The 26245-nt window shown below is 53.9% G+C and carries 21 protein-coding genes and 3 tRNA genes; 19 read left to right on the plus strand and 5 right to left on the minus strand.

The annotated features are described in order from the left end of the window. The first annotated feature begins 119 nt into the window (after positions 1 to 119). Positions 120 to 1622: a glutamate/gamma-aminobutyrate family transporter YjeM gene (gene yjeM / locus ABVM99_RS08405; protein WP_000149874.1), complete on the plus strand. Its 1503-nt coding sequence runs from the start codon at positions 120 to 122 to the stop codon at positions 1620 to 1622. Positions 1623 to 1673: 51 nt separating this feature from the next. Then, a complete protein-coding gene (locus tag ABVM99_RS08410) occupies positions 1674 to 1988 on the plus strand; it encodes a YjeO family protein (protein WP_000074655.1) in 315 nt (104 codons plus the stop codon). 66 nt (positions 1989 to 2054) lie between these two features. Here ABVM99_RS08410 and mscM read toward each other — a convergent pair whose 3' ends face one another. The 3 genes from mscM to rsgA form a co-directional block, all read right to left on the minus strand. Then, positions 2055 to 5381 carry a miniconductance mechanosensitive channel MscM gene (gene mscM, locus ABVM99_RS08415; protein WP_001236755.1) on the minus strand — a complete coding sequence of 1109 codons (3327 nt, stop codon included), beginning with the start codon at positions 5379 to 5381 and terminating at the stop codon, positions 2055 to 2057. Positions 5382 to 5399: 18 nt separating this feature from the next. Next, entirely contained in the window at positions 5400 to 6368 is a 969-nt protein-coding gene (gene asd, locus ABVM99_RS08420) for an archaetidylserine decarboxylase (protein ID WP_000934951.1), read from the minus strand. Positions 6369 to 6459: 91 nt separating this feature from the next. After that, positions 6460 to 7512 carry a small ribosomal subunit biogenesis GTPase RsgA gene (gene rsgA, locus ABVM99_RS08425; protein ID WP_000041945.1) on the minus strand — a complete coding sequence of 351 codons (1053 nt, stop codon included), beginning with the start codon at positions 7510 to 7512 and terminating at the stop codon, positions 6460 to 6462. A 106-nt stretch (positions 7513 to 7618) separates the two neighbouring features. Between rsgA and orn the strand changes: the two genes are divergently transcribed. Beyond that, on the plus strand, positions 7619 to 8164 hold the full coding sequence (orn, locus tag ABVM99_RS08430; protein WP_023195848.1) for an oligoribonuclease: 546 nt from the start codon (positions 7619 to 7621) through the stop codon (positions 8162 to 8164). 61 nt (positions 8165 to 8225) lie between these two features. On the opposite strand, the gene ABVM99_RS08435 is transcribed toward orn, so the two are convergent. Beyond that, positions 8226 to 8966: an arginine ABC transporter substrate-binding protein gene (locus ABVM99_RS08435; protein ID WP_023195849.1), complete on the minus strand. Its 741-nt coding sequence runs from the start codon at positions 8964 to 8966 to the stop codon at positions 8226 to 8228. A 275-nt stretch (positions 8967 to 9241) separates the two neighbouring features. On the opposite strand from ABVM99_RS08435, the gene ABVM99_RS08440 reads away from it, so the two are divergent. From ABVM99_RS08440 to ABVM99_RS08450, 3 genes are all read left to right on the plus strand, one after another. Beyond that, a tRNA-Gly gene (locus tag ABVM99_RS08440) sits at positions 9242 to 9317 on the plus strand. A 37-nt stretch (positions 9318 to 9354) separates the two neighbouring features. Next, positions 9355 to 9430 (plus strand) — tRNA-Gly (locus ABVM99_RS08445). A 156-nt stretch (positions 9431 to 9586) separates the two neighbouring features. Beyond that, positions 9587 to 9662, plus strand: a tRNA-Gly gene (locus tag ABVM99_RS08450). 269 nt (positions 9663 to 9931) lie between these two features. On the opposite strand, the gene queG is transcribed toward ABVM99_RS08450, so the two are convergent. Next, the gene (gene queG / locus ABVM99_RS08455; RefSeq protein ID WP_023195850.1) at positions 9932 to 11071 is read right to left on the minus strand and encodes a tRNA epoxyqueuosine(34) reductase QueG; all 1140 of its coding nucleotides are present in this window, start codon (positions 11069 to 11071) and stop codon (positions 9932 to 9934) included. Between queG and nnr the strand changes: the two genes are divergently transcribed. The 13 genes from nnr (at position 11070) to rnr (ending at position 26220) form a co-directional block, all read left to right on the plus strand. After that, positions 11070 to 12617, plus strand: coding sequence for a bifunctional ADP-dependent NAD(P)H-hydrate dehydratase/NAD(P)H-hydrate epimerase (nnr, locus tag ABVM99_RS08460; RefSeq protein WP_052938284.1), 1548 nt, complete (start codon positions 11070 to 11072; stop codon positions 12615 to 12617). The two genes, queG and nnr, sit on opposite strands and share 2 nt — an antisense overlap. Further along, complete coding sequence (gene tsaE / locus ABVM99_RS08465; protein WP_023195852.1) at positions 12589 to 13050, plus strand: tRNA (adenosine(37)-N6)-threonylcarbamoyltransferase complex ATPase subunit type 1 TsaE; 462 nt, start codon at positions 12589 to 12591, stop codon at positions 13048 to 13050. Before nnr ends, tsaE begins: the two co-directional genes overlap by 29 nt. Positions 13051 to 13066: 16 nt before the next feature. Continuing rightward, positions 13067 to 14389: an N-acetylmuramoyl-L-alanine amidase AmiB gene (gene amiB, locus ABVM99_RS08470; RefSeq protein ID WP_023195853.1), complete on the plus strand. Its 1323-nt coding sequence runs from the start codon at positions 13067 to 13069 to the stop codon at positions 14387 to 14389. Positions 14390 to 14398: 9 nt separating this feature from the next. Beyond that, positions 14399 to 16255: a DNA mismatch repair endonuclease MutL gene (mutL, locus tag ABVM99_RS08475; protein WP_023195854.1), complete on the plus strand. Its 1857-nt coding sequence runs from the start codon at positions 14399 to 14401 to the stop codon at positions 16253 to 16255. Further along, positions 16248 to 17198 (plus strand): tRNA (adenosine(37)-N6)-dimethylallyltransferase MiaA, encoded by a 951-nt coding sequence (gene miaA, locus ABVM99_RS08480; protein ID WP_001000729.1) that lies wholly within the window; start codon positions 16248 to 16250, stop codon positions 17196 to 17198. Before mutL ends, miaA begins: the two co-directional genes overlap by 8 nt. Positions 17199 to 17280: 82 nt before the next feature. Continuing rightward, complete coding sequence (hfq, locus tag ABVM99_RS08485; protein ID WP_001051875.1) at positions 17281 to 17589, plus strand: RNA chaperone Hfq; 309 nt, start codon at positions 17281 to 17283, stop codon at positions 17587 to 17589. Positions 17590 to 17660: 71 nt separating this feature from the next. Further along, positions 17661 to 18941 (plus strand): ribosome rescue GTPase HflX, encoded by a 1281-nt coding sequence (hflX, locus tag ABVM99_RS08490; RefSeq protein ID WP_000460338.1) that lies wholly within the window; start codon positions 17661 to 17663, stop codon positions 18939 to 18941. A gap of 214 nt (positions 18942 to 19155) precedes the next feature. After that, entirely contained in the window at positions 19156 to 20415 is a 1260-nt protein-coding gene (gene hflK, locus ABVM99_RS08495; RefSeq protein WP_000312505.1) for an FtsH protease activity modulator HflK, read from the plus strand. A gap of 2 nt (positions 20416 to 20417) precedes the next feature. Beyond that, entirely contained in the window at positions 20418 to 21422 is a 1005-nt protein-coding gene (gene hflC, locus ABVM99_RS08500) for a protease modulator HflC (protein ID WP_001232417.1), read from the plus strand. Positions 21423 to 21500: 78 nt separating this feature from the next. Then, positions 21501 to 21698: a DUF2065 family protein gene (locus ABVM99_RS08505; RefSeq protein ID WP_001089290.1), complete on the plus strand. Its 198-nt coding sequence runs from the start codon at positions 21501 to 21503 to the stop codon at positions 21696 to 21698. A 102-nt stretch (positions 21699 to 21800) separates the two neighbouring features. Next, on the plus strand, positions 21801 to 23099 hold the full coding sequence (purA, locus tag ABVM99_RS08510; protein ID WP_000527972.1) for an adenylosuccinate synthase: 1299 nt from the start codon (positions 21801 to 21803) through the stop codon (positions 23097 to 23099). Between the two features lie 219 nt (positions 23100 to 23318). Continuing rightward, entirely contained in the window at positions 23319 to 23744 is a 426-nt protein-coding gene (nsrR, locus tag ABVM99_RS08515; RefSeq protein ID WP_001177632.1) for a nitric oxide-sensing transcriptional repressor NsrR, read from the plus strand. Between the two features lie 37 nt (positions 23745 to 23781). Next, positions 23782 to 26220: a ribonuclease R gene (rnr, locus tag ABVM99_RS08520; protein WP_023203308.1), complete on the plus strand. Its 2439-nt coding sequence runs from the start codon at positions 23782 to 23784 to the stop codon at positions 26218 to 26220. Positions 26221 to 26245 lie beyond the last annotated feature (25 nt).

Genomic DNA, 26245 nt, shown 5'->3' on the forward strand with positions numbered 1-26245 from the left:
ATGCCATTTAGGTATCAATCCTGTGTTGATTTTTTTATCGCTGACCTTTGTAAAAAAGAAGGCGGCGTCAATCGGTGAGCGGCGTCTGGCAAACGCGCTCGAGCGTAAGGGATGGTTGAATGACCCACACGATAAAAAAGATGAGCCTTATTGGGCTTATCCTGATGATTTTTACTTCTGTTTTTGGTTTTGCGAATAGCCCGTCGGCGTTTTATTTAATGGGGTATAGCGCAATCCCGTGGTATATATTTTCTGCCTTGCTGTTTTTTATTCCATTCGCCTTAATGATGGCTGAAATGGGTTCCGCTTATCGCAAAGAAGAGGGCGGGATCTATTCGTGGATGAATAATAGCGTGGGGCCACGTTACGCGTTTATCGGCACGTTTATGTGGTTTTCATCGTATGTCATATGGATGGTAAGTACGGCGGCAAAAATTTGGGTACCGTTTTCTACTTTTGTTTTTGGCGCCGATATGACGCAGCACTGGCGTATTGCGGGGCTTGAGCCTACGCAGGTTGTCGGGCTGCTCGCCGTCGGCTGGATGATTCTGGTGACGTGTGTCGCCGCCAGAGGGATCAATAAAATTGCGCGAATTACGGCGGTCGGAGGTATTGCCGTAATGTGCCTTAATTTAGTTTTATTGTTAGTGAGTGTCGCTATTTTGTTATTAAATGGTGGGCATTTTGCACAAGAAATTAATTTTACCTCGTCACCGAATCCGGGTTATCACTCCGGCCTGGCAATGTTGTCATTTGTGGTATTTGCTATTTTTGCTTACGGCGGTATTGAGGCTGTCGGCGGACTGGTGGATAAAACCGAGAAACCGGAAAAGAATTTTGCGAAAGGTATTGTTTTCGCGGCTATTGTGATTTCAATTGGTTATTCTTTGGCGATCTTTTTATGGGGCGTCAGCACTAACTGGCAACAGATATTAAGTAATAGCGCCGTTAACTTAGGGAATATCACCTACATTCTGATGTCGAGTTTAGGCACGACATTAGGTAACGCGTTAAACCTTTCTCCGGACGCAGCGATGACGGTGGGCGTCTGGTTTGCGCGTATCACCGGCCTTTCTATGTTTCTGGCTTATACCGGCGCGTTTTTTACGTTGAGCTATTCACCGCTGAAAGCCATTATTCAGGGGACGCCAAAAGCGTTGTGGCCCACGCCGATGACGACACTGAACGCTAACGGTATGCCGGCGACCGCTATGTGGCTACAGTGCGTGCTGGTGAGTCTGTTTATTTTGCTGGTCTCTTTTGGCGGTGACACCGCATCGGCGTTTTATAACAAACTCACTCTGATGGCGAACGTCTCAATGACCTTGCCATACCTGTTCCTTGCGCTGGCATTTCCCTTCTTTAAAGCGCGTCAGGATCTGGAGCGGCCATTTGTTCTCTTTAAAACCAAAGCCTCTACCCTGGTCGCGACGGGTGTTGTGGTGCTGGTGGTGACGTTTGCCAACGTCTTTACCATCATCCAGCCAGTGATTGAAGCTGGGGACTGGGACAGCGCCTTGTGGATGATCGGCGGCCCGATCTTCTTCTCGCTGCTGGCGATGGCGATTTATCAGAATTACAGCAGCCGCATGAGCGCCGATCCGGAGTGGGCGGCGGAGTAATCTTTGTCCGGATAGCGTTAGCTCATCGGCTTTATGAAAAGGATATTTATAATGAGTCCGAAAATGTTTGCATTGTGCGCTATCTGGATTTTACTGGCTATCCCACTCATCGCTGTATTTTCAGTCCTGGATAAAGAGTGGATGATTGGCGAGAGTGGGATAAACAACATTTGTGATGTGATGAGAACTGTCGAAAATGATGATTCCAGAGGTTTTGGCGCGATGATGACGCTGCCCCTGTTTTTCCCGTTTTTTTACGTTACTGTGTATAAGAAAATACGTAGTTGGTTTTTGTACTGTGTCGCGTTGGTGATATTTGCTTACTGGTCCTGGCAATTCTTCTTGCGCTATCAGTTTTGTGTGTGATCTATGCTAAAAGACCTGATAAGCCTATGTCATCGAGTCTTTTAGCGTCATCCGGCGCCATTGCGTTTACAAACTGCCCGCCGGGCGGCTGGTTTTACCCGCTGACGTTAACGTTCTCCCCGTTTGTTTACCGCCGAGACTCTCCAGACGCATCTGGAACGGTGGGAACGGCATATCAATACCGTGCTCGCGGAAGCCCGCCAGAATCAATTGGTGGATCTCATGGCGTAATGGCATACGGTGTCCCATTTCCGCGGCATAGATACGCAGTTCGAAAATTTGAATACCCTGCTGGAGATCCACCAGAAAGATTTCAGGCGGCGGGTTGTCCAGCACCAAAGAACAGCGCTGCGCCGCCGTCAGCAGAATTTGCGTCACCTCTTCGCTATTGGCATCCGCTGGCGCCGGGATGGTTAACACCACGCGCGTAACGGAGTCAGACAGCGACCAGTTGATAAACTGTTCGGTGATAAAGGCTTTATTCGGCACGATAATCTCTTTACGATCCCAGTCGCTGATGGTGGTGGCGCGGGTATTGATTTTGGTCACGCTGCCGGTGAGATCGCGAATGGTCACCGTATCGCCGATACGAATCGGCTTTTCAAACAAAATAATCAGGCCGGAGATAAAGTTAGCGAAAATTTCTTGCAGGCCAAAACCAAGCCCAACGCCGAGCGCGGCCACCAGCCATTGTAGCTTTGACCACTCAATGCCGATCATCGAGAAACCGACCAGCCCGCCAATCAGCATTAACAGATATTTGGTGATGGTCGTAATGGCGTAACCGGTACCAGGCGTTAAATCGAGATGCTGTAATAACGCCAGTTCCAGCAGCGCAGGCAGATTACGCACCAACTGCGTGGTGATGATAAAGACCAGAATCGCAATGAGCACCGCCCCGAGGGTAATCGGCTCCAGGCTTTCCACGCCCTGCACCGTAGAGGTGACATCCCACAGCGAAATATTCTCCAGGAAGCCGAATGCCGAGTGGATTTCCGACCACAGTACAATTACCGATAGCAGGGCGATAAGCATCAGAATTGAGCGGACCAGACGCAGCGACTGAGCGCTAATAGCGTCAAGATCGATTTCACTTTCATCGATGTCGACCGCGCCTTCCAGGCTGGAGGAGTGCGCCGGTTCTTCTTCGCCGCGCGCGCGCTGCGCCAGCATTTCCGCCCGACGATGTTTGGCGCGGTCAAAAGCCAGTCGGCGTCGTTGGATCAGCATCCAGCGGCGAATGACGTGATAAATGACCAGCAACAGGAACCAGATAGCGACCGAGGTTTCCAGTCTCGCCAGTAACGCCTGTGCCGTGGCCAGATAACCCACCGCCGCCGCCAGAATCGCGATAAGCGGCGCGCCCATCAGCATATTCCACAGCAGGCTGTTGACCATGTTGTCGCCGTTGCCTTCTTTATCAAGATAGAGCGGGATGCCTGCTTTTTTCAGACTCAGCGTGACCAGCGCCAGCGCGCCGCATATCAGGATGAAGCAAAGGCGGCCCAACGAGCCGGAAAACTCCCGATCGTTAAGATTATCAAACATGATCACTGCCATAATGAGCGGCACGATCAGCCCAATGCTCATCAGGTAGTAGCGCATCGCTTTCGCTACCCGGTTTCGCGGCCAGCCGAAATGCGCCACAAACAGACCATTAGGGCGGGCAAAAGCGGCGCAAATCATGACTACCCACAACAGCGGTACTGTCGCCGTCACGCCATCGCCGATGGCGACGGCCAGCGGATACGGCCAGGCTTCCTGTAGACCATAGCCGAGCGTCGCCCACAAGACCGGCAGCGGCGAGGCGACCAGAATCGACCAGAACACCGTTCGCAGCGTCAGCGAGAAGTGATCCTGGGTGACTTTCCCGACGCGCGAGGCCGAGCGCTCAAGGAACCGGTTGAAGTGTTGGCGCGAATAGAGGCTAAACCCGACCAGCGCCAGCGCGCCGAATAACGGCAGTAGCGTCTCTTTGCTGGTCAGCATCATGATGCTGGCTTTACCTAACTGATTAAACGTATCTAATGAGATAAGCCGGCGTAAATCCTGAACCAAATCAACAGGCCAGGAGAGCGATAGCGGGCTAACGTCAGCGGTCCAGAACAGATAACGGTGGGTCGCTTCATTAACCTCTTTAAGCGCATCCTCCAGTTGGCTGTTGGAGACTTTCAGTTTGGTCAGCTCCAGGATCAGCGTATCGCCGCCCTGTAACAACGAGTTGAGCAGCTCGCGCTGAGTGCGAAGCTGGGCGTCAAGAATCTGGTTTTGCTCGGCGGTCAGCGGCTGTCCATTGGCCTGACGTATTTGCCGTAGCTGCGGCTGCTTATTGAGTAACTCTTCATAGCGCATACGGTGAACGCGTAGCTGCGCCATTTCCGTATCAAGCTGCTGCGGTTTAGGCATCTCTGGCAGACGGGCGACCTGCGCGCGCAGCGCTTCGCCAAGCATGTTGGACACGCCAAGCCATTGCGACTGCTCCCGCAGCGTATTGAGCGCCTGACGCACCTGTAACGTTTGGCTGGTGGCCTGTCGCTGCTGCGAGGCGACCAGATCCATCCGCTGCGCTTGTTGATTAAGCGCCTGTGACAGCTCGCGGTTGACTTTAAATTGTTCGACGATGCCTTCCGGCAAACCGGCGCTGTTTTCCGCCAGCAGCTCAGTGCTTTCCAGCGCGCGTTCCGCTTCACGTTGGCGCAGGCTATTGAGCTGATTGCGCAGCGCCTGAAGATACGCATCCAATTGCTGACTCTGTTTTTCCGCCAGCTCGGAACGCAGACGAGCCAGTTCCTGCCGGTTGTTGGCGGACAGTTGCGCCAACTCCAGTTCGTCGACTAACGCTTTTAGTTTGGCGGACTCTGCCTGCATACTGAGACTTTGCGCCTGGCTAAGCGCGGCACTTCCGCCTGCGGCGCCGAGCCGTCGCTCAATCTCATTAAGCTGGCGGCGGGCGTCGTTTTGCTGTTGGGGAAGCTGGCTGAGCGAGTCGGCGATCTCCCTGACGCGCTCCTGCTCCTGTTGCGCCTCGCGGGTTTTATCCAGTAGCTGGCTGCTAACCTGCAAGATCTCCTGATTTAACGCTTCGGTGGACATCTCTGGCGGTACGCTGCGAGGTTCATCGCGCAGATTATTCAACTGGGCGCGCAAGGTGGCGGATAGCTTAGGGAAGTTATCAATAACGTGTTGATATTGTTTCGCGCGCTCAAGCGAGCCTTTTCGCTCTTCAAGCGCGTTTAACGCAGTCTGGAGCGCCTCAACGGCTTCCGGCTGAGCGGGCTTCGCCGCTTTTGCCTGCTCCAGTTCCTGCGTGATTTGTTTGGCGTCGGGGGCCGTTGCGGCGAACGCCCCCGTGCTGAGGCACCAGGCCATCAGAAAAGCGATAATCAGGCGCACGTCAGCATTCTCTCTTGATTAGGTGTCGTCTTTTTTATTGTCAACCAGCGGGCTGGCGTCGTGTTCAGCTTTAATTTCTTCTGCCGGCAGCGGAGCAGGTTCCACCTCCGGCGCGACGAATGTTTCGGTCGACGTCGCCAGCGGTTGGCCAATTTTGGTAACGGACAGGCTTGCCAGCGACTCGATCAGATTCACTTTCCCCGGCGCAAATAAGTTGATGACCGTGGAACCCAGTTTAAAGCGTCCCATCTCCTGGCCTTTCAACAAGGCGACAGACCCTTCATGTTCGCCTTCTGGCCAGGTCCAGCGCTTGATGATGCCTTCGCGCGGCGGGGTAATGGTCCCCGCCCAGACGGTTTCGATACTGCCGACAATAGTTGCGCCGACCAGAATCTGCGCCATAGGGCCGAACTCGGTATCAAACAGGCAGATAACGCGCTCGTTGCGGGCAAACAGGTTGGGGACGTTTTGCGCGGTCAGATGGTTAACGGAGAACAGATCGCCCGGTACGTAGATCATTTCACGCAGGATGCCGTTGCATGGCATATGCACGCGATGGTAGTCGCGAGGGGAGAGGTAAGTGGTCACAAACGTGCCGTTGCGGAACTTATCCGCCATCAGGTAGTTACCCGCCAGCAACGCTTCAAGGCTGTAATTATGGCCTTTGGCCTGCAAAATTTTATCTTCTTCGATACGACCCAACTGGCTTATCACGCCGTCGGCAGGCATCACCAGGATGTTAGGATCGGTATTGAGCGGACGCACGTCATCACGCAGCGGACGAACAAAGAAATCATTGAACGTACGATAGCTGGCGGTATCCGGTTTTTGCGCCTCGGTCATATCGACTTTGTAATATTTTACGAAGAGATCGATAACCAGTTTTGTCAGCCATCCTGCTCGTTTGCTTGCGCCCCAGCCCGCCAGGCGAGTGAGCCATAGTTTCGGCAGAATGTATTGTAGCGAAAGTTTAAATGAGTTTAACAAGGTAGCCTCCAGGCCATTGTTGTTCCTGAACCGGCAGTTATACCGGTATCCTGAAAAAAGGGGACGATTCTAACGACGCCTAGCGTATCTGTCAGTCGTCCGTATCAGAAAAGTTTTTACGCGTTTTTACCTGCGCCATACTTTCAAGAATTCGGTGATAATTTTCGAAACGGGTTTCCGCAATAGCGCCGTTCTCTACCGCTTCGCGAATGGCGCAGCCTGGATCGGCGTCATGCTTGCAGTCCCGGTATTTGCAATGTCCCAAATAGTCATGAAATTCGACAAAGCCCTGGGTGATTTGTTCCGGCTCCAGATGCCATAAGCCGAACTCGCGCACGCCGGGGGAATCAATGACATCGCCGCCATGCGGGAAATGATACAGACGAGCAGCGGTAGTGGTATGTTGACCCAGACCGGAGACATTCGACACATCGTTCGTCAGAATCTCGTTCTGTAAGCCGAGCAGAGCGTTTAGCAGACTGGATTTTCCGACGCCGGACTGCCCGGCAAAAATACTGATGCGACCGGTTAACGCCTCTTCCAGCGGTTTCAGACCATCCTGCGTATGGCTGGAGACCATCAGCACGCGATAGCCGATATTGCGGTAGATATCCATCTGCTCATTAACGAAGTCCATACCTTCGTCGTCCAGCAGATCAATTTTATTGAGTACGATAAGCGGCTCAACCTGTAGGGTTTCACAGCCGACCAGATAGCGATCGATGATATTCAGCGACAGCTCCGGCAAAATCGCGGAGACGATAACGATTTGGTCAATGTTGGCGGCAATAGGCTTCACGCCGTCGTAGAAGTCCGGGCGCGTCAATACCGAGGTGCGCTCATGCACCGCTTCAACGATGCCTTTTACGTTGACGCCCTCTGCGGCGGCTTTGCCCGGACGCCAGACGACGCGATCGCCCGTCACCAGCGAACGGATAGTGCGGCGGATATTGCAGCGGTGAACCTCGCCGTCAGCAGACTCCACATCGGCATGCATACCAAAACGGCTAATGACGATACCTTCTGCAGGCTCGCCAAACAGGTTGTCATCGTAGTCGGCTTTCTCCGCGGACGTTTTTAAACGACGCTGGTGATTGGCGTTCACACGGCGCTGCTGGCCTTTGGAGAGTTTATTTTTGCTCAATCGTACTGGCTCCTGGTCGCCCATAGTGGGCAAAACATCTATGATACACGCAATTGTAGATGAATATAGTCACAGTGAATGTGACCTCTGAAGGGTGGAAAATAGCATGAGTGCCGATGAAAACAACCTGATTTGGATCGATCTGGAGATGACAGGTCTGGACCCCGAGCGCGATCGCATTATTGAGATAGCCACGCTGGTGACGGATGCCAGCCTGAACATTCTGGCGGAAGGGCCGACGATTGCGGTACATCAATCCGATGCGCAACTGGCGTTAATGGATGACTGGAACGTGCGCACCCATACCGGTAGCGGCCTGGTAGATCGCGTTAAGGCAAGTACGATGGGCGAACGAGACGCTGAACTGGCGACGATTGAATTTCTGAAAACGTGGGTGCCTGCGGGTAAGTCGCCGATTTGCGGTAACAGCATCGGTCAGGATCGTCGTTTTCTGTTTAAATATATGCCGGAACTGGAGGCCTACTTCCACTATCGCTATCTGGATGTCAGTACGCTCAAGGAACTGGCGCGCCGCTGGAAGCCGGAGATTCTGGCCGGCTTTACCAAGCAGGGCACGCACCAGGCGGTGGATGATATTCGCGAGTCGGTGGCGGAGCTGGCTTACTACCGCGAGCATTTCATTAAGCTGTGAGGCGTAACATGCCGGATGGCAACGCCAGAGCGTCTCATCCGGCAGATCTCCCACCACTGAATTACTGCGTAAACCATTTCTCCTGCATTTGCGCATATTCCGGCGACGCTTTCACCTTGTCGAGCGCGGTATTAATTTCTTGCAATAGCGCGTCGTTGCCTTTGCGTACCGCAATGCCTAACCCTTTTCCGTAGTAGTCAGGATCGCTGGCGCGTTCATCCATGATGGCGTAATCCGGATTGTTTTTTAGCCATTTACCAATTGCGGCGACATCGCCAAACACGCCCTCAAGACGGTTATTTTTCAGATCGGTAAAAGCGTTTAGATAGCTGTCATAGGCGACAGGCGTGATAGCTTGTTGTTTATCCTGCAAATAGCGCTGATGCGTTGTACCGTTTTCCAGTCCGACTTTTTTGCCTTTCAGATCGGCAAAAGTGTGATAAGCCCCTTTACGCGTGACGACTACCGCCGATAGACCTTCGTAATAGGGTTGGCTAAAGGAGACCTGCTGTTCACGTTTGGGCGTCATATCCATACCGGCGATCACCGCATCAAACTTTTTGAAGCGTAGGCCGGGGATCAGACTATCAAAGCTCTGGTTAGTGAATGAGCACTCCGCTTGCATCTCTTTGCAGACCGCGTTGGCGACATCAATATCGAAACCAACAATTTTATTATCGGCATCGACAAACTCATAGGGCGCATAAGTGGCGGAGGTGCCAAAATGTAATGTTCTGGCGGAAACGGAAGCGGCGTGAACGGAGAGGCTGGCTAACAGCATGACAATAAGTTTTTTTTTCATCTTGATCCCTGATATCAATTGGATGTTGTGGTCACCGTGCTATTCTTTTTTTGGCGCAGGGTGCTATTCTGATTCTGTGCCTTTAGGCGTGGCGTGAAAAGTTTTTTGTTGCATAGCGCACGCTTTGCTCGTTTTTTGTCTTGTTTGGTGATTTAATCAGCATTCAAACAAAAATCGCGAAAAAATGCGTTCAGGGGCTTGCAGCTAAATGGATTTCTCGTATAATGCGCCTCCCGTAACGACGCAGAAATGCGAATTACGACAGCAACAAATTTGCGGGAATAGCTCAGTTGGTAGAGCACGACCTTGCCAAGGTCGGGGTCGCGAGTTCGAGTCTCGTTTCCCGCTCCAAAATTTGAAAGTACTTGTTAAGTACAAGCGCACCCAAGCGGGAATAGCTCAGTTGGTAGAGCACGACCTTGCCAAGGTCGGGGTCGCGAGTTCGAGTCTCGTTTCCCGCTCCAAAATTTGAAAGTGCTTGTTAAGCACAGACCACCAATCGCAGGATTTCGAATTGCGACAAGGCGGCAACTGAATGAGTCCTCAGGAGCTTACTGAAGTAAGTGACTCAGGCGAGTGAAGGCAGCCAACGCAGTAGCGGTTCGAAAGACGAAGATTATGCGGGAATAGCTCAGTTGGTAGAGCACGACCTTGCCAAGGTCGGGGTCGCGAGTTCGAGTCTCGTTTCCCGCTCCAATTCTTATCTACAGTAAAATTATCCACAACGAATATCGCGTTGGGGCACGTTTTTTTCCGCTTTCGTCAGATCCTTGTAAACAGACTTATCCACAGGGCGGCCCATTACTCCTGGAATGCAAAAAATTATACCTGACGCGTAGAATTTCTATAATTTACTGAAAAATATAGAAAAAATAAGATTTCAAAACGTTAGCGTTATTGTCTGTTCCTTTTTTCCCTCTTGAATCGCAATGTGTTTTTATTTTTATACACAGCCTGTGAATAATTCAGGCATCGCGCACCAGCCCTTTTTCAATCACCCTGACCAGACGCTGTTTTTTCGGTAGCTGCACTTCAATGATGCAGGCGTTGCGCTTTTCAATTTGTTGCGCAATCGCCCATTTGATATGCTCATCGAGAAGTGGATGCTCACCCTTGCGGCTTTCCAGCGCCGTAATGACGGCATTACTCCACGGCGCATTCCCCAGCGCGACGGCAACATTGCGTAGCCAGCGTAAATGACCAATGCGCCGAATCGCAGAACCTTCAGTGACTTTCAGAAACTGCGCTTCGCTCCAGCTAAACAACTCAACCAAATCTGGGTTATGCAGCGCCTTGCGTGGGCTAAAATCTGCTTCGTCGGTCAACTGAGAGTAACGATTCCACGGACAGATAAGCTGGCAGTCATCGCAGCCGTAAATACGGTTGCCTATAAGTGGGCGAAATGCTTCCGGAATAGCGCCTTCCAGCTCAATGGTGAGATAAGAAATACAGCGCCGCGCGTCCACCGTATACGGTTCGACAATCGCCCCGGTCGGGCAAATGGTCATACAGGCGACGCATTTGCCGCAACCTTCCTCGACCGGCTGGTCGACCGGCAGCGGTAAATCAATCAGCAGTTCCCCCAGGAAAAAGAATGATCCCGCCTCCCGATTAAGGATAAGTGAGTGCTTACCCGTCCAGCCAAGTCCGGCTTTTTCCGCTAATGGGCGTTCAAGAATAGGCGCAGAGTCGACAAACGGTCTAAAATTCAGCGAACCGCAGTACTGCTGGATCTGCTCGCCCAGTTTTTTAAGGCGGCTGCGTAATAGCTTGTGATAATCACGCCCCAGCGCATATCGGCTAACGTAGCCCAGCGTGGGATCCTTCAACGTACTGGCAAACGCGGCGTTGGCGGGCAAATAGTTCATGCGCACGCTGATGACACGTAGCGTACCGGGTAAGAGCTCATGAGGCCGGGCGCGCATCATACCGTGGCGCGCCATCCATGCCATCTCGCCGTGGTATTGTTTGTCCAGCCACGCCTGTAGCGCAGGTTCGGATGCGCGCAGATCGGTATCAGTAATACCGACCTGCTGAAAGCCCAGCTCCAGCCCCCACTGCTTAATATTTTGCGCTAACTGATTGAGATCGAGGGGCTTTGACATGATGGACCATAACATGAAGAAAAACCCTGTAAGTATACCACACTACATTTGGCCCGCCGATGACATCAAACGGCTGGAACGCGATGCGGCGGATGCCTTCGGACTCACACTCTATGAATTGATGCTGCGCGCTGGCGACGCGGCATTTCGGGTAGCCCGTGACAGTTATCCTGACACCCGACACTGGCTGGTGTTGTGTGGTCATGGCAACAACGGCGGCGATGGTTACGTCGTGGCGCGACTAGCGCAAGCGGCGGGCATCAGCGTAACGTTGCTGGCGCAGGAGAGCGACAAACCGTTACCTGAAGAAGCGGCGCAGGCGCGCGATGCCTGGCTGAATGCTGGCGGCATTATCCATGCTGCCGATATTATCTGGCCGGAAGCGACGGATCTGATTATCGACGCGCTGCTTGGCACCGGCATAGCCCAGGCGCCGCGCGACTCGGTAGCCGGTCTGATTGAACAGGCGAACGCCCATCCTGCGCCGGTTGTCGCCGTCGATATCCCGTCAGGCCTGCTGGCGCAAACGGGCGCCACGCCTGGCGCGGTGATAAGCGCCGCGCATACGGTCACGTTTATCGCCCTGAAACCAGGCCTGCTGACCGGCAAAGCGCGTGACGTTACCGGCATATTGCATTATGACGCGTTGGGACTGGAAGGCTGGCTGGCGAGCCAGACGCCGCCGCTCCGGCGTTTTGACGCGACGCAGTTGGGGCAATGGCTAACGCCGCGTCGACCGACCTCGCATAAGGGCGATCATGGTCGTCTGGCGATTATTGGCGGCGACCAGGGAACAGCGGGCGCAATTCGGATGGCTGGCGAGGCGGCGCTGCGTACGGGGGCTGGGTTGGTCAGAGTTCTGACTCGCGGTGAAAACATCGCGCCGTTGCTGACGGCCCGCCCGGAACTGATGGTACATGAACTCACGCCTCAGTCGCTGGAAGAGAGCCTGACCTGGGCTGACGTTGTGGTGATCGGCCCGGGGCTTGGGCAGCAGGAATGGGGCAAAAAAGCCTTACAGAAAGTAGAAAACGTCCGTAAACCTATGCTGTGGGATGCGGATGCGTTGAACCTACTGGCAATCAATCCTGATAAACGTCACAATCGCGTGATTACGCCGCATCCGGGAGAGGCTGCCCGCCTGTTAGGATGTTCTGTGGCAGAAATTGAAAGTGATCGCTTACTTTCAGCGCAGCGTCTGGTAAAACGGTACGGAGGCGTGGTCGTGTTAAAAGGCGCAGGAACGATTATCGCCGCTGAACACCACCCTCTGGCTATCATTGACGCTGGTAATGCGGGGATGGCGAGCGGCGGGATGGGCGATGTCCTGTCCGGCATCATCGGCGCATTGCTCGGACAGAAGTTTACCCCGTATGATGCGGCATGTGTGGGATGTGTGGCTCACGGCGCGGCGGCGGACTTACTGGCAGCGCGTTATGGCGCTCGCGGCATGTTGGCGACCGATCTTTTTACTACGCTGCGGCGTATTGTTAACCCTGATGTGATTGACGTAAACCATGATGAATCGAGTAATTCCGCTACCTGACGAACAGGCGACGCTAGACCTGGGGCAACGGGTAGCCAACGCCTGCAATGGCGCGACCGTTATTTATCTGTATGGCGATTTAGGTGCCGGTAAAACGACGTTTAGCCGGGGATTTTTACAGGCGTTAGGCCATACCGGTAATGTAAAAAGCCCCACCTATACGCTGGTAGAGCCTTATACGCTTGATAACATGATGGTATATCACTTCGACTTATACCGTCTTGCGGACCCGGAGGAGCTGGAGTTTATGGGCATTCGCGATTATTTCGCCAACGACGCCATTTGTCTGGTGGAGTGGCCGCAACAAGGTAAAGGCGTTCTCCCCGACCCGGACGTCGAAATCCATATTGATTACCAGGCGCAGGGGCGTGAGGCTCGCGTAAGCGCGGTATCCTCATCGGGTCATTCGTTACTGGCGCGTTTAGCCGATTAGCTATAAAGGTGGCGGGATGATTTATCGCATCAAAAATGCCGTAATAGCAGCCTTAATCCTGCTGTGCGCGCACGCGGGCGCCGCCAGTCTCTCTGATATTCAGGTGTCCAACGGCGAGCAGCAGGCGCGCATTACGCTGAGTTTTATCGGCGAGCCGGAATATGCTTACTCACAGGACGGTAAACGTACCGTGGCGCTGGATATCAGGCAGACCGGCGTGATTCAGGGGCTGCCGCTTCAGTTTAGCGGTAACAATCTGGTAAAAACGATCCGTGCCGGAACGCCGAAAGATGCGCAATCTTTACGGTTGCTTGTCGATCTGACGGAAAATGGTAAAACCGAGGCGGTGAAGCGGCAAAACGGCGGCAACTATACGGTCATTTTCACCATTAATGCCGATGTTCCGCCGCCACCACCACCGCCTGTCGTCGCGAAACGGGTTGAAAGCGCGCCCCGCCCGACGGAGCCTGCCCGTAATCCGTTTAAATCTTCTGATGATCGCCTGACCGGCGTAACCAGCAGCAATACCGTTACGCGGCCTGCGGCGCGCGCGTCAGCAGGCGCTGGCGATAAAGTGGTGATTGCTATTGATGCCGGGCATGGAGGTCAGGACCCCGGCGCGATAGGCCCGGGCGGTACGCGCGAGAAAAATGTCACCATCGCCATCGCGCGTAAGTTACGCACATTGCTGAATAACGATCCGATGTTTAAAGGCGTGCTGACGCGTGACGGCGACTATTTTATTTCGGTGATGGGGCGGTCTGACGTGGCGCGTAAGCAAAACGCCAACTTCCTTGTCTCTATTCATGCGGATGCCGCGCCAAATCGCGACGCCACCGGCGCCTCCGTCTGGGTATTGTCCAATCGTCGCGCGAACAGCGAAATGGCAAACTGGCTTGAGCAGCATGAGAAGCAATCCGAACTGTTAGGCGGCGCTGGCGATGTGCTGGCGAACAGTCAGTCAGACCCTTACCTGAGCCAGGCGGTACTGGATTTGCAATTCGGTCATTCGCAGCGGGTAGGGTATGATGTGGCGACGAACGTACTAAGCCAACTCGACGGCGTGGGGGCGCTGCATAAACGCCGCCCGGAACACGCGAGCCTGGGCGTGCTGCGTTCGCCGGATATCCCGTCCATTTTGGTGGAGACGGGTTTTATCAGTAATCACGGCGAAGAGCGATTGCTGGCGAGCGACCGCTATCAGCAGCAGATTGCTGACGCTATATACCGGGGGTTGCGTAAGTACTTTGCAGCGCATCCGATCCAGTCTGCGCCGCAGGGCAGCCCAGGCCAGACGGCCAGTACCAACCAGCCTGGCGCCATAACTGCCGCGAATTAAGGAGATTTCATGCCGATTCAGGTTCTGCCGCCGCAGCTTGCGAACCAAATCGCCGCTGGCGAAGTGGTGGAACGCCCTGCGTCGGTTGTTAAAGAGCTGGTAGAGAATAGTCTGGATGCAGGCGCCACCCGCGTTGATATCGACATCGAGCGTGGCGGCGCAAAGCTTATTCGTATTCGCGACAATGGCTGCGGCATTAAAAAAGAGGAGCTGGCGCTGGCGCTGGCCCGTCATGCCACCAGTAAAATCGCCTCGCTTGACGATCTGGAAGCGATTATCAGTCTGGGATTTCGCGGCGAAGCGCTGGCCAGTATCAGTTCGGTCTCGCGTTTGACGCTAACGTCGCGCACGGCGGAGCAGGCGGAAGCCTGGCAGGCGTATGCGGAAGGGCGCGACATGGACGTGACGGTAAAACCCGCCGCGCACCCGGTCGGCACCACCCTGGAAGTTCTGGATCTCTTTTATAATACGCCCGCCCGGCGCAAATTCATGCGTACCGAAAAAACGGAATTTAATCACATCGATGAGATCATCCGTCGTATTGCATTGGCCCGTTTTGACGTCACGCTTAACCTGTCGCACAACGGCAAATTGGTACGGCAGTATCGCGCTGTCGCAAAGGACGGGCAAAAAGAGCGCCGGTTAGGCGCCATCTGCGGCACGCCGTTTCTCGAACAGGCACTGGCGATCGAGTGGCAGCATGGCGATCTGACCCTGCGCGGCTGGGTCGCCGATCCGAATCACACCACCACGGCGTTAACGGAGATCCAGTACTGTTATGTGAATGGCCGCATGATGCGCGACCGCTTGATCAACCATGCCATTCGCCAGGCCTGTGAAGATAAACTGGGCGCGGACCAACAGCCTGCGTTTGTATTGTATCTGGAGATTGACCCGCATCAGGTGGATGTCAATGTTCATCCCGCCAAGCACGAAGTGCGTTTTCATCAATCCCGGCTGGTGCACGACTTCATCTATCAAGGGGTGCTGAGCGTTCTGCAACAGCAGACGGAAACGACGCTGCCGCTTGAGGATATTGCGCCAGCGCCGCGGCATGTCCCGGAAAACCGTATCGCCGCGGGGCGCAACCATTTTGCTGTACCCGCCGAGCCAACTGCGGCGCGCGAGCCCGCGACACCGCGTTATTCCGGCGGCGCATCGGGCGGCAACGGCGGGCGTCAGTCCGCAGGTGGTTGGCCGCACGCGCAGCCAGGTTATCAGAAGCAGCAGGGCGAGGTTTATCGCGCGCTTTTACAGACGCCGGCGACGAGCCCCGCGCCGGAGCCGGTTGCGCCTGCGCTTGACGGACATAGCCAGAGTTTTGGTCGCGTACTGACAATAGTCGGCGGTGACTGCGCGTTGCTGGAACACGCGGGGACTATCCAGCTCTTGTCACTGCCGGTTGCGGAGCGTTGGCTGCGTCAGGCGCAGCTTACACCGGGTCAAAGTCCGGTTTGCGCGCAGCCGTTGCTGATTCCGCTGCGTTTAAAAGTGAGCGCCGATGAAAAAGACGCGCTGCAAAAAGCCCAATCTTTGTTGGGAGAATTGGGTATTGAATTTCAGTCAGATGCGCAGCATGTGACCATTCGGGCGGTGCCTTTACCCTTACGACAACAAAATTTACAAATCTTGATTCCTGAACTGATAGGCTACCTGGCGCAACAGACCACATTTGCAACGGTCAATATTGCACAATGGATAGCGCGTAATGTGCAGAGCGAACATCCGCAGTGGTCGATGGCGCAGGCCATATCGCTGCTGGCGGATGTTGAGCGGCTATGTCCGCAGCTGGTAAAAGCGCCGCCGGGTGGCCTGTTACAACCTGTTGATTTACATTCGGCGATGAACGCCCTGAAGCATGAATGATGTAAGCAAGGCGAGCCTGCCTAAGGCGATATTTTTGATGGGGCCGACGGCCTCCGGCAAAACGGCGCTGGCGATAGCACTGCGTAAAGTTTTGCCAGTAGAGTTGATAAGCGTTGATTCCGCCCTCATTTATCGGGGAATGGATATTGGCACGGCTAAGCCGAATGCCGATGAGCTGAAAGCGGCGCCGCATCGACTGTTGGATATACGCGACCCGTCGCAGGCGTATTCGGCGGCGGATTTTCGCCGCGACGCGTTAGCGCAAATGGCGGAGATCACCGCTGCGGGGCGTATCCCGCTGTTAGTGGGCGGTACCATGCTGTATTTTAAGGCATTGCTGGAAGGGTTATCGCCGCTGCCTTCAGCAGATCCGGAAGTCAGATCCCGGATAGAGCAGCAAGCAGCGGAGCTTGGATGGGAGGCGTTGCATCAGCAACTTCAGGAGATAGATCCGGTTGCCGCCGCGCGAATTCATCCAAATGATCCGCAAAGACTTTCCCGGGCACTGGAAGTTTTTTTCATTTCGGGTAAAACTTTAACGGAGCTAACGCAAACGTCAGGAGACGCGCTACCGTACCAGGTGCATCAGTTCGCTATCGCCCCGGCGAGCCGTGAACTGCTCCATCAGCGCATTGAACTGCGTTTTCATCAGATGTTGGCTTCAGGTTTTGAAGCAGAAGTCCGGGCGCTTTTTGCCCGAGGAGATTTGCATACGGACTTGCCTTCCATCCGTTGTGTGGGATACCGCCAGATGTGGTCATACATTGAGGGCGAAATCTCATATGATGAAATGGTTTATAGAGGTGTTTGCGCCACGAGACAGTTGGCGAAGCGCCAGATGACCTGGTTGCGCGGTTGGGAAGGGGTGCGCTGGCTTGACAGTGAGAATCCCGATCGGGCGCGAAAAGAAGTATTACAGGTTGTTGGTGCTATCGCAGACTGAATGTGTACAATTGAGACGTATCGTGCGCAATTTTTCAGAATCGAAAGGTTCAAAGTACAAATAAGCATATAAGGAAAAGAGAATGGCTAAGGGGCAATCTTTACAAGATCCGTTCCTGAACGCATTGCGTCGGGAACGTGTTCCAGTTTCTATTTATTTGGTGAATGGTATTAAGCTGCAAGGTCAAATCGAGTCCTTTGATCAGTTCGTGATCCTGTTGAAGAACACGGTCAGCCAGATGGTTTATAAGCACGCGATTTCTACTGTTGTCCCGTCTCGCCCGGTTTCCCATCACAGCAACAATGCCGGTGGCGGCGCCAGCAATAACTACCATCACGGTAGCAACGCGCAGGGTTCTACTGCGCAACAGGACAGCGAAGAGACTGAATAAGTTCACGCGCTGTTTATCCATGTCGGGGGCGTCGGATAATCGCCCCCGCTGGTTATTAAGAGGGTTTACGCTTGTTTGACCGTTATGATGCCGGTGAGCAGGCGGTACTGGTACACATCTATTTTTCGCAAGACAAAGATATGGAAGACCTCCAGGAGTTTGAATCTCTGGTCTCTTCCGCCGGTGTCGAAGCAATGCAGGTGATTACCGGTAGCCGTAAAGCACCGCACCCGAAGTACTTTGTAGGTGAAGGTAAGGCAGTTGAAATTGCGGAAGCCGTGAAAGCGACTGGCGCAGCGGTCGTATTGTTTGATCATGCATTGAGTCCAGCCCAGGAGCGAAACCTGGAGCGTTTGTGCGAGTGCCGGGTTATCGATCGCACCGGTCTTATCTTAGATATTTTTGCCCAACGTGCGCGTACCCATGAAGGTAAGTTGCAGGTTGAGCTGGCGCAGCTACGCCATCTGGCTACGCGTCTGGTGCGTGGCTGGACCCACCTTGAACGTCAGAAAGGCGGGATTGGTTTGCGCGGTCCGGGTGAAACCCAGCTCGAAACCGACCGTCGTTTACTGCGTAATCGCATTGTGCAAATTCAGTCGCGCCTGGAGAAGGTTGAGAAGCAACGTGAGCAGGGGCGGCAGTCGCGCATCAAGGCCGACGTTCCGACGGTATCGCTGGTGGGCTATACCAACGCCGGAAAATCCACCCTTTTTAATCAGATCACTGAAGCGCGGGTCTATGCGGCAGATCAGCTATTTGCGACGCTGGACCCCACGTTACGTCGTATTGATGTAGCGGATGTCGGTGAAACCGTTCTGGCGGATACGGTAGGCTTTATCCGCCATTTACCGCACGACCTGGTGGCTGCCTTTAAAGCTACCCTGCAGGAGACGCGTCAGGCGACGCTGCTGCTGCATGTGGTCGATGCGGCGGATGTTCGTGTGCAGGAAAACATCGAGGCGGTAAACACCGTTCTTGAAGAGATTGACGCTCACGAAATCCCCACCTTAATGGTGATGAACAAAATCGATATGCTGGACGACTTTGAACCGCGTATCGACAGAGATGAAGAGAATAAACCCATCCGCGTTTGGCTTTCAGCGCAAAGCGGCGTGGGGATACCACAGCTTTTTCAGGCTTTGACGGAGCGTCTTTCCGGCGAGGTGGCGCAGCATACGCTGCGTTTGCCTCCGCAGGAAGGGCGTCTGAGAAGCCGGTTTTATCAGCTTCAGGCAATAGAAAAAGAGTGGATGGAGGAAGACGGTAGCGTCAGTCTGCAGGTACGAATGCCGATTGTCGACTGGCGTCGCCTCTGTAAACAAGAACCGGCGTTGATCGAATACGTGATCTAGACGCGAAGTCATTCAGGTCGTATTGAAGCGGTAGCTGAGAGAATTTCAGGAGCTCACAACGAAGTAACCTGGAGTAAAAAAGCCGCCACTCAGGACGCAGCCTGAAAGATGATGTCTGTAACGGCGGTTCGTCTGAAGCATGGAGTAATTTCGCCTTATCCTCTGAGGTCGAAAGACAACGGGGATCACCGCATAACAAATATGGAGCACAAACATGGCGTGGAATCAGCCCGGTAATAACGGACAGGACCGCGACCCGTGGGGAAGCAGCAAACCTGGCAGCAACTCTGGGGGAAATGGAAACAAAGGTGGCCGCGATCAGGGACCTCCCGATCTGGATGATATCTTCCGTAAGCTGAGTAAAAAACTCGGTGGTTTTGGGGGCGGTAAAGGCACCGGTTCCGGCGGCGGTAGCTCATCGCAAGGCCCGCGTCCGCAACTGGGAGGCCGTATTGTCGCCATCGCCGCGGCGGCAGTAGTCATTATCTGGGCGGCCAGCGGTTTTTATACCATTAAAGAAGCCGAGCGCGGCGTTGTGACGCGTTTTGGTAAATTCAGCCATCTGGTAGAGCCAGGTCTGAACTGGAAGCCGACATTTATTGACGACGTCACGCCGGTGAACGTCGAAGCGGTGCGCGAACTGGCGGCGTCAGGCGTGATGCTGACGTCTGATGAAAACGTCGTGCGCGTTGAAATGAACGTGCAATACCGCGTCACCGATCCGCAGAAATATCTGTTTAGCGTGACCAGCCCGGACGATAGCCTGCGTCAGGCCACCGACAGCGCGCTGCGTGGCGTCATTGGTAAATACACGATGGATCGCATCCTGACCGAAGGTCGTACCGTTATTCGTAGCGATACCCAACGCGAGCTGGAAGAGACTATCAAACCGTACAACATGGGGATTACCCTGCTGGATGTGAACTTCCAGGCCGCGCGTCCGCCGGAAGAGGTGAAAGCCGCCTTTGACGACGCGATTGCCGCACGTGAAAACGAGCAGCAGTACATTCGTGAAGCGGAAGCGTATACCAACGAAGTTCAGCCGCGCGCCAACGGTCAGGCGCAGCGTATTCTGGAAGAGGCACGCGCCTATAAAACCCAGACTATCCTGGAAGCGCAGGGCGAAGTCGCCCGGTTTGCGAAGATTTTGCCGGAATATAAAGCCGCGCCGCAGATTACACGCGAGCGTCTGTATATTGAAACGATGGAAAAAGTGCTGAGCCATACCCGTAAAGTACTGGTTAACGACAAGAGCGGTAATTTAATGGTGCTGCCGTTAGATCAGATGCTGAAAGGCGGGAATGCGCCGGCGGCAAAGAGCGACAATAGCGCCAGCAACCTGCTGCGCCTGCCGCCGTCCACAAAGTCTAACGCCAGCGGAGCAAGCAACACGTCGTCCTCAAATCAGGGCGATATTATGGACCAACGCCGCGCGAATGCGCAGCGTAACGACTACCAGCGTCAGGGGGAATAACGATGCGTAAGTCAGTTATTGCGATTATCATCATCGTGCTGGTAGTGCTCTACATGTCCGTCTTTGTGGTCAAAGAGGGCGAGCGCGGCATTACGCTGCGTTTTGGTAAAGTTCTGCGTGACGATGAGAACAAACCGCTGGTTTACGCGCCGGGTCTGCACTTTAAGATCCCGTTTATTGAATCAGTGAAAATGCTTGATGCGCGTATCCAGACGATGGATAACCAGGCCGATCGCTTTGTGACTAAAGAGAAGAAAGACCTGATTGTCGACTCCTACATCAAATGGCGTATCAGCGACTTTAGCCGTTACTATCTGGCGACCGGCGGCGGCGATATTTCGCAAGCCGAAGTGCTGCTAAAACGTAAATTCTCGGACCGTTTGCGTTCTGAGATTGGTCGCCTGGACGTAAAAGACATCGTGACCGATTCTCGTGGTCGTCTGACTCTGGAAGTGCGCGACGCGCTGAACTCCGGTTCAGCCGGTACCGATGATGAAGTGGCGACCCCGGCGGCGGATGACGCGATTGCCGAAGCGGCGGAACGCGTCACGGCGGAAACCAAAGGTAAAGTACCGGTCATCAACCCGAACAGTATGGCGGCGTTGGGTATCGAAGTGGTCGATGTGCGTATTAAGCAGATCAACCTGCCGACCGAGGTTTCTGAGGCGATTTACAACCGTATGCGCGCCGAGCGTGAAGCGGTCGCGCGTCGTCATCGTTCACAAGGTCAGGAAGAAGCGGAAAAACTGCGTGCGGCTGCTGACTATGAGGTGACGAAAACTCTGGCGGAAGCCGAGCGTCAGGGGCGTATCATGCGTGGTGAAGGTGATGCTGAAGCCGCGAAGCTGTTTGCCGACGCGTTCAGTCAGGACCCTGATTTCTACGCGTTCATTCGTAGTCTGCGCGCTTACGAGAAGAGCTTCGAAGGTAATCAGGACGTGATGGTATTGAGCCCGGACAGCGATTTCTTCCGCTACATGAAGACACCGAGTTCGACGACACGCTAAAATAGCGTCAGCGGTTTTAGACCAGCAAAACCACCGCATCCAAAGGATGCCGGTGGTTTTCTTTTATAAGGGCGATAAATGAATTCAACAATCTGGTTGGCGCTTGCTCTGGTATTAGTCCTCGAAGGGCTGGGACCGATGCTGTATCCCGGCGCATGGAAAAAAATGGTTTCGGCACTGGCGCAACTGCCGGAAAATGTTTTACGTCGTTTCGGCGGCGGACTTGTGGTCGCGGGAGTTGTGGTCTACTACATGTTGAGGAAAACGATTGGCTGAGCAAAAAGTGGTCGGATTTGCCGCATATTGAGTGCAAAAAGTGCTGTATATCTGAAAAAGCGATGGTAGAATCCATTTTTAAGCAAACGGTGATTTTGAAAAATGGGTAACAACGTCGTCGTACTGGGCACCCAATGGGGTGACGAAGGTAAAGGAAAGATCGTCGATCTTCTGACTGAACGGGCTAAATATGTTGTACGCTACCAGGGCGGTCACAACGCAGGCCATACTCTCGTAATCAACGGTGAAAAAACCGTTCTCCATCTTATTCCATCAGGTATTCTTCGCGAGAATGTAACCAGCATCATCGGTAACGGTGTTGTGCTGTCTCCGAGCGCGCTGATGAAAGAGATGAAAGAACTGGAAGACCGTGGCATCCCCGTTCGTGAGCGTCTGCTGCTGTCTGAAGCCTGTCCGCTGATCCTTGATTATCACGTTGCGCTGGATAACGCGCGTGAGAAAGCGCGTGGCGCGAAAGCGATCGGCACCACCGGTCGTGGAATCGGGCCTGCTTATGAAGATAAAGTGGCACGTCGCGGTCTGCGTGTTGGTGACCTTTTCGACAAAGAAACCTTCGCTGAAAAACTGAAAGAAGTGATGGAATATCACAACTTCCAGTTGGTTAACTACTACAAAGCTGAAGCTGTTGATTACCAGAAAGTTCTGGATGATACGATGGCTGTTGCCGACATCCTGACTTCTATGGTTGTTGACGTTTCGGACCTGCTCGACCAGGCGCGTCAGCGTGGCGATTTCGTCATGTTTGAAGGTGCGCAGGGTACCCTGCTGGATATCGACCACGGTACTTATCCGTACGTAACTTCTTCTAACACCACAGCAGGTGGCGTGGCGACCGGTTCCGGCCTGGGCCCGCGTTATGTTGATTACGTTCTGGGTATCCTCAAAGCTTACTCCACTCGTGTAGGTGCAGGTCCGTTCCCGACCGAACTGTTTGATGAAACCGGCGAGTTCCTCTGCAAGCAGGGTAACGAATACGGCGCTACTACCGGCCGTCGTCGTCGTACCGGCTGGCTGGACACCGTTGCCGTTCGTCGTGCGGTACAGCTGAACTCCCTGTCTGGCTTCTGCCTGACCAAACTGGACGTGCTGGATGGCCTGAAAGAGGTGAAACTCTGCGTGGCTTATCGTATGCCGGATGGCCGCGAAGTGACTACCACTCCGCTGGCAGCTGACGACTGGAAAGGTGTAGAGCCGATTTACGAAACTATGCCGGGCTGGTCTGAATCCACCTTCGGCGTGAAAGATCGTAGCGGTCTGCCGCAGGCGGCACTGAACTACATCAAGCGTATCGAAGAACTGACCGGCGTGCCGATTGATATTATTTCTACCGGCCCCGATCGTACTGAGACGATGATTCTGCGCGATCCGTTCGACGCGTAATTGATGGATGATGCCCGGTAACGCTACGCTTACCGGGTCTATGATGAGTACGCATTTGTTAGCCGGATAAGATGCTTTGCATCACCCTACGGCTCAAATGCGTCATTGTTCCCCGCTTTTTTCCTTCCTGAACCGAAATAAATTAGCAGCCTGACAGGTGGCTGGTTTATCATCAATACAGATAAGTTATATCCCGTTTTCCCTTTTCCTGAGGTTGATGTGCAGTTAACGAGTTTCACCGATTACGGCTTACGTGCGCTAATCTATATGGCGTCGTTACCAGATGGACGAATGACCAGCATTTCTGAGGTGACAGAAGTCTACGGCGTGTCCCGTAATCATATGGTCAAAATTATCAATCAGCTTAGCCGGGCGGGCTTTGTCACTGCCGTTCGGGGAAAAAATGGCGGTATCCGCCTGGGTAAACCGGCTAATACTATTTGTATTGGCGATGTGGTGCGTGAGCTGGAACCCTTATCACTGGTCAACTGTAGCAGCGAATTTTGCCACATCACCCCTGCCTGTCGTCTGAAACAGGCGCTTTCTAAGGCCGTGCAGAGTTTTCTCAAGGAGCTGGATAACTACACGCTTGCCGATTTGGTTGAAGAGAATCAACCGCTTTATAAATTATTACTGGTGGAGTGAAGTAAACTTCATTAGAGATGACAATGGAGGAACCTCAATGTCACAAGATCCTTTCCAGGAACGCGAAGCAGAAAAATACGCGAATCCTATCCCGAGCCGGGAATTTATCCTCGAACATTTAACGAAACGTGAAAAACCGGCCAGTCGCGAAGAACTGGCCGTAGAACTGAATATTGAAGGCGAAGAGCAGCTTGAAGCCTTGCGTCGCCGCCTGCGCGCGATGGAGCGCGACGGACAACTGGTCTTTACCCGCCGCCAGTGCTATGCGCTGCCGGAACGCCTCGACCTGCTGAAAGGCACCGTGATCGGTCATCGTGATGGTTACGGTTTCTTACGTGTCGAAGGCCGCAAAGACGATCTGTATCTTTCCAGCGAGCAGATGAAAACCTGTATTCATGGCGATCAGGTGCTGGCGCAGCCGCTGGGCGCCGATCGTAAAGGTCGCCGCGAAGCGCGTATCGTCCGTGTACTGGTACCGAAAACCAGTCAGATAGTCGGGCGTTATTTCACCGATGCGGGCGTCGGCTTTGTAGTGCCGGACGACAGCCGTCTCAGCTTCGACATTCTTATCCCGCCAGAAGACGTCATGGGCGCGCGGATGGGGTTCGTGGTCGTGGTTGAACTGACCCAACGTCCAACTCGCCGTACTAAAGCGGTAGGGAAAATCGTCGAAGTGCTGGGCGACAATATGGGCACCGGTATGGCGGTTGATATGGCGCTGCGTACCCATGAAATACCTTACATCTGGCCGCAGGCGGTAGAGCAGCAGGTCGCCGGGCTGAAAGAAGAGGTGCCGGAAGAGGCGAAAGTCGGTCGTGTCGATCTGCGCGATTTGCCGCTGGTCACGATTGATGGCGAAGATGCCCGTGACTTTGACGACGCGGTTTACTGTGAGAAAAAACGCGGCGGCGGCTGGCGTTTGTGGGTCGCTATTGCTGACGTGAGCTATTATGTACGGCCGCCAACGCCGTTGGATCGCGAGGCGCGCAATCGCGGTACGTCGGTTTACTTCCCGTCACAGGTTGTCCCAATGTTGCCGGAGGTGCTCTCCAACGGCCTGTGTTCGCTAAACCCGCAGGTTGACAGGCTGTGTATGGTCTGTGAAATGACCATCTCGGCGAAAGGTCGGCTGACCGGCTACAAATTCTATGAAGCGGTGATGAGCTCCCATGCGCGTCTGACCTATACCAAAGTCTGGCATATGCTGCAGGGCGATCAGGATCTGCGTGAACAATATGCGCCGCTGGTGAAGCATATTGAAGAGCTGCACAACCTCTACAAAGTGCTGGATAAAGCGCGTGAAGAGCGCGGGGGGATCTCGTTTGAGAGCGAAGAGGCGAAGTTTATCTTTAACGCCGAGCGTCGCATTGAGCGTATCGAACAGACCCAGCGTAATGACGCGCATAAGCTTATCGAAGAGTGCATGATCATGGCGAATATCTCGGCGGCGCGCTTTGTCGAAAAAGCTAAAGAGCCGGCGTTATTCCGTATTCATGATAAGCCCACCACCGAAGCGATCACCTCATTCCGCTCCGTACTGGCGGAGCTGGGGTTGGAGCTTCCGGGCGGAAACAAACCGGAACCGCGCGATTATGCCGAACTGCTTGAATCGATTGCCGACCGGCCGGACGCCGAAATGCTGCAAACTATGCTGCTGCGTTCAATGAAGCAGGCGATTTACGATCCGGAAAACCGCGGGCACTTTGGCCTGGCGTTGCAGTCTTATGCGCACTTTACCTCGCCGATTCGCCGCTATCCGGATCTTTCTTTGCACCGCGCCATTAAGTACCTGCTGGCGAAAGAGCAAGGGAACAAGGGCAACACCACAGAAACGGGCGGTTATCACTACTCGATGGAAGAGATGTTGCAGCTCGGCCAGCACTGTTCGATGGCGGAACGCCGCGCTGATGAAGCGACGCGTGATGTCTCCGACTGGCTGAAATGTGACTTTATGCTGGATCAGGTAGGCAACGTCTTTAAGGGCGTGATTGCCAGCGTCACCGGTTTCGGCTTCTTTGTCCGTCTTGATGAACTGTTTATCGATGGGCTGGTACACGTTTCCTCACTGGATAACGATTACTATCGCTTCGATCAGGTAGGGCAACGTCTGATTGGCGAGTCCGGCGGGCAGACATATCGCCTGGGCGACCGGGTCGAGGTACGCGTCGAAGCGGTGAATATGGACGAACGGAAAATTGACTTTAGCCTGATCTCCAGCGAGCGCGCACCGCGTAACGTCGGCAAAACGGCGCGTGAAAAAGCGAAAAAAGGTGAAAGTAAAAACGCCGGTAAACGTCGTCAGGTAGGTAAAAAAGTTAACTTCGAGCCTGATAGCGCCTTCCGCGGCGAGAAAAAAGCGAAGCCGAAAGCAGCGAAGAAAGACGCGAGAAGAGCAAAAAAGCCATCGGCTAAAACGCAGAAAATAGCCGCAGCGACCAAAGCGAAGCGTGCGGCGAAGAAAAAAGCGGCAGAGTGAGCAATACCCTCTTCAAACAGAAGAG

This window comes from Salmonella sp. SJTUF15591, assembly GCF_043356435.1.
In the GTDB taxonomy this organism is placed as follows: Bacteria; Pseudomonadota; Gammaproteobacteria; order Enterobacterales; family Enterobacteriaceae; genus Salmonella; species Salmonella enterica.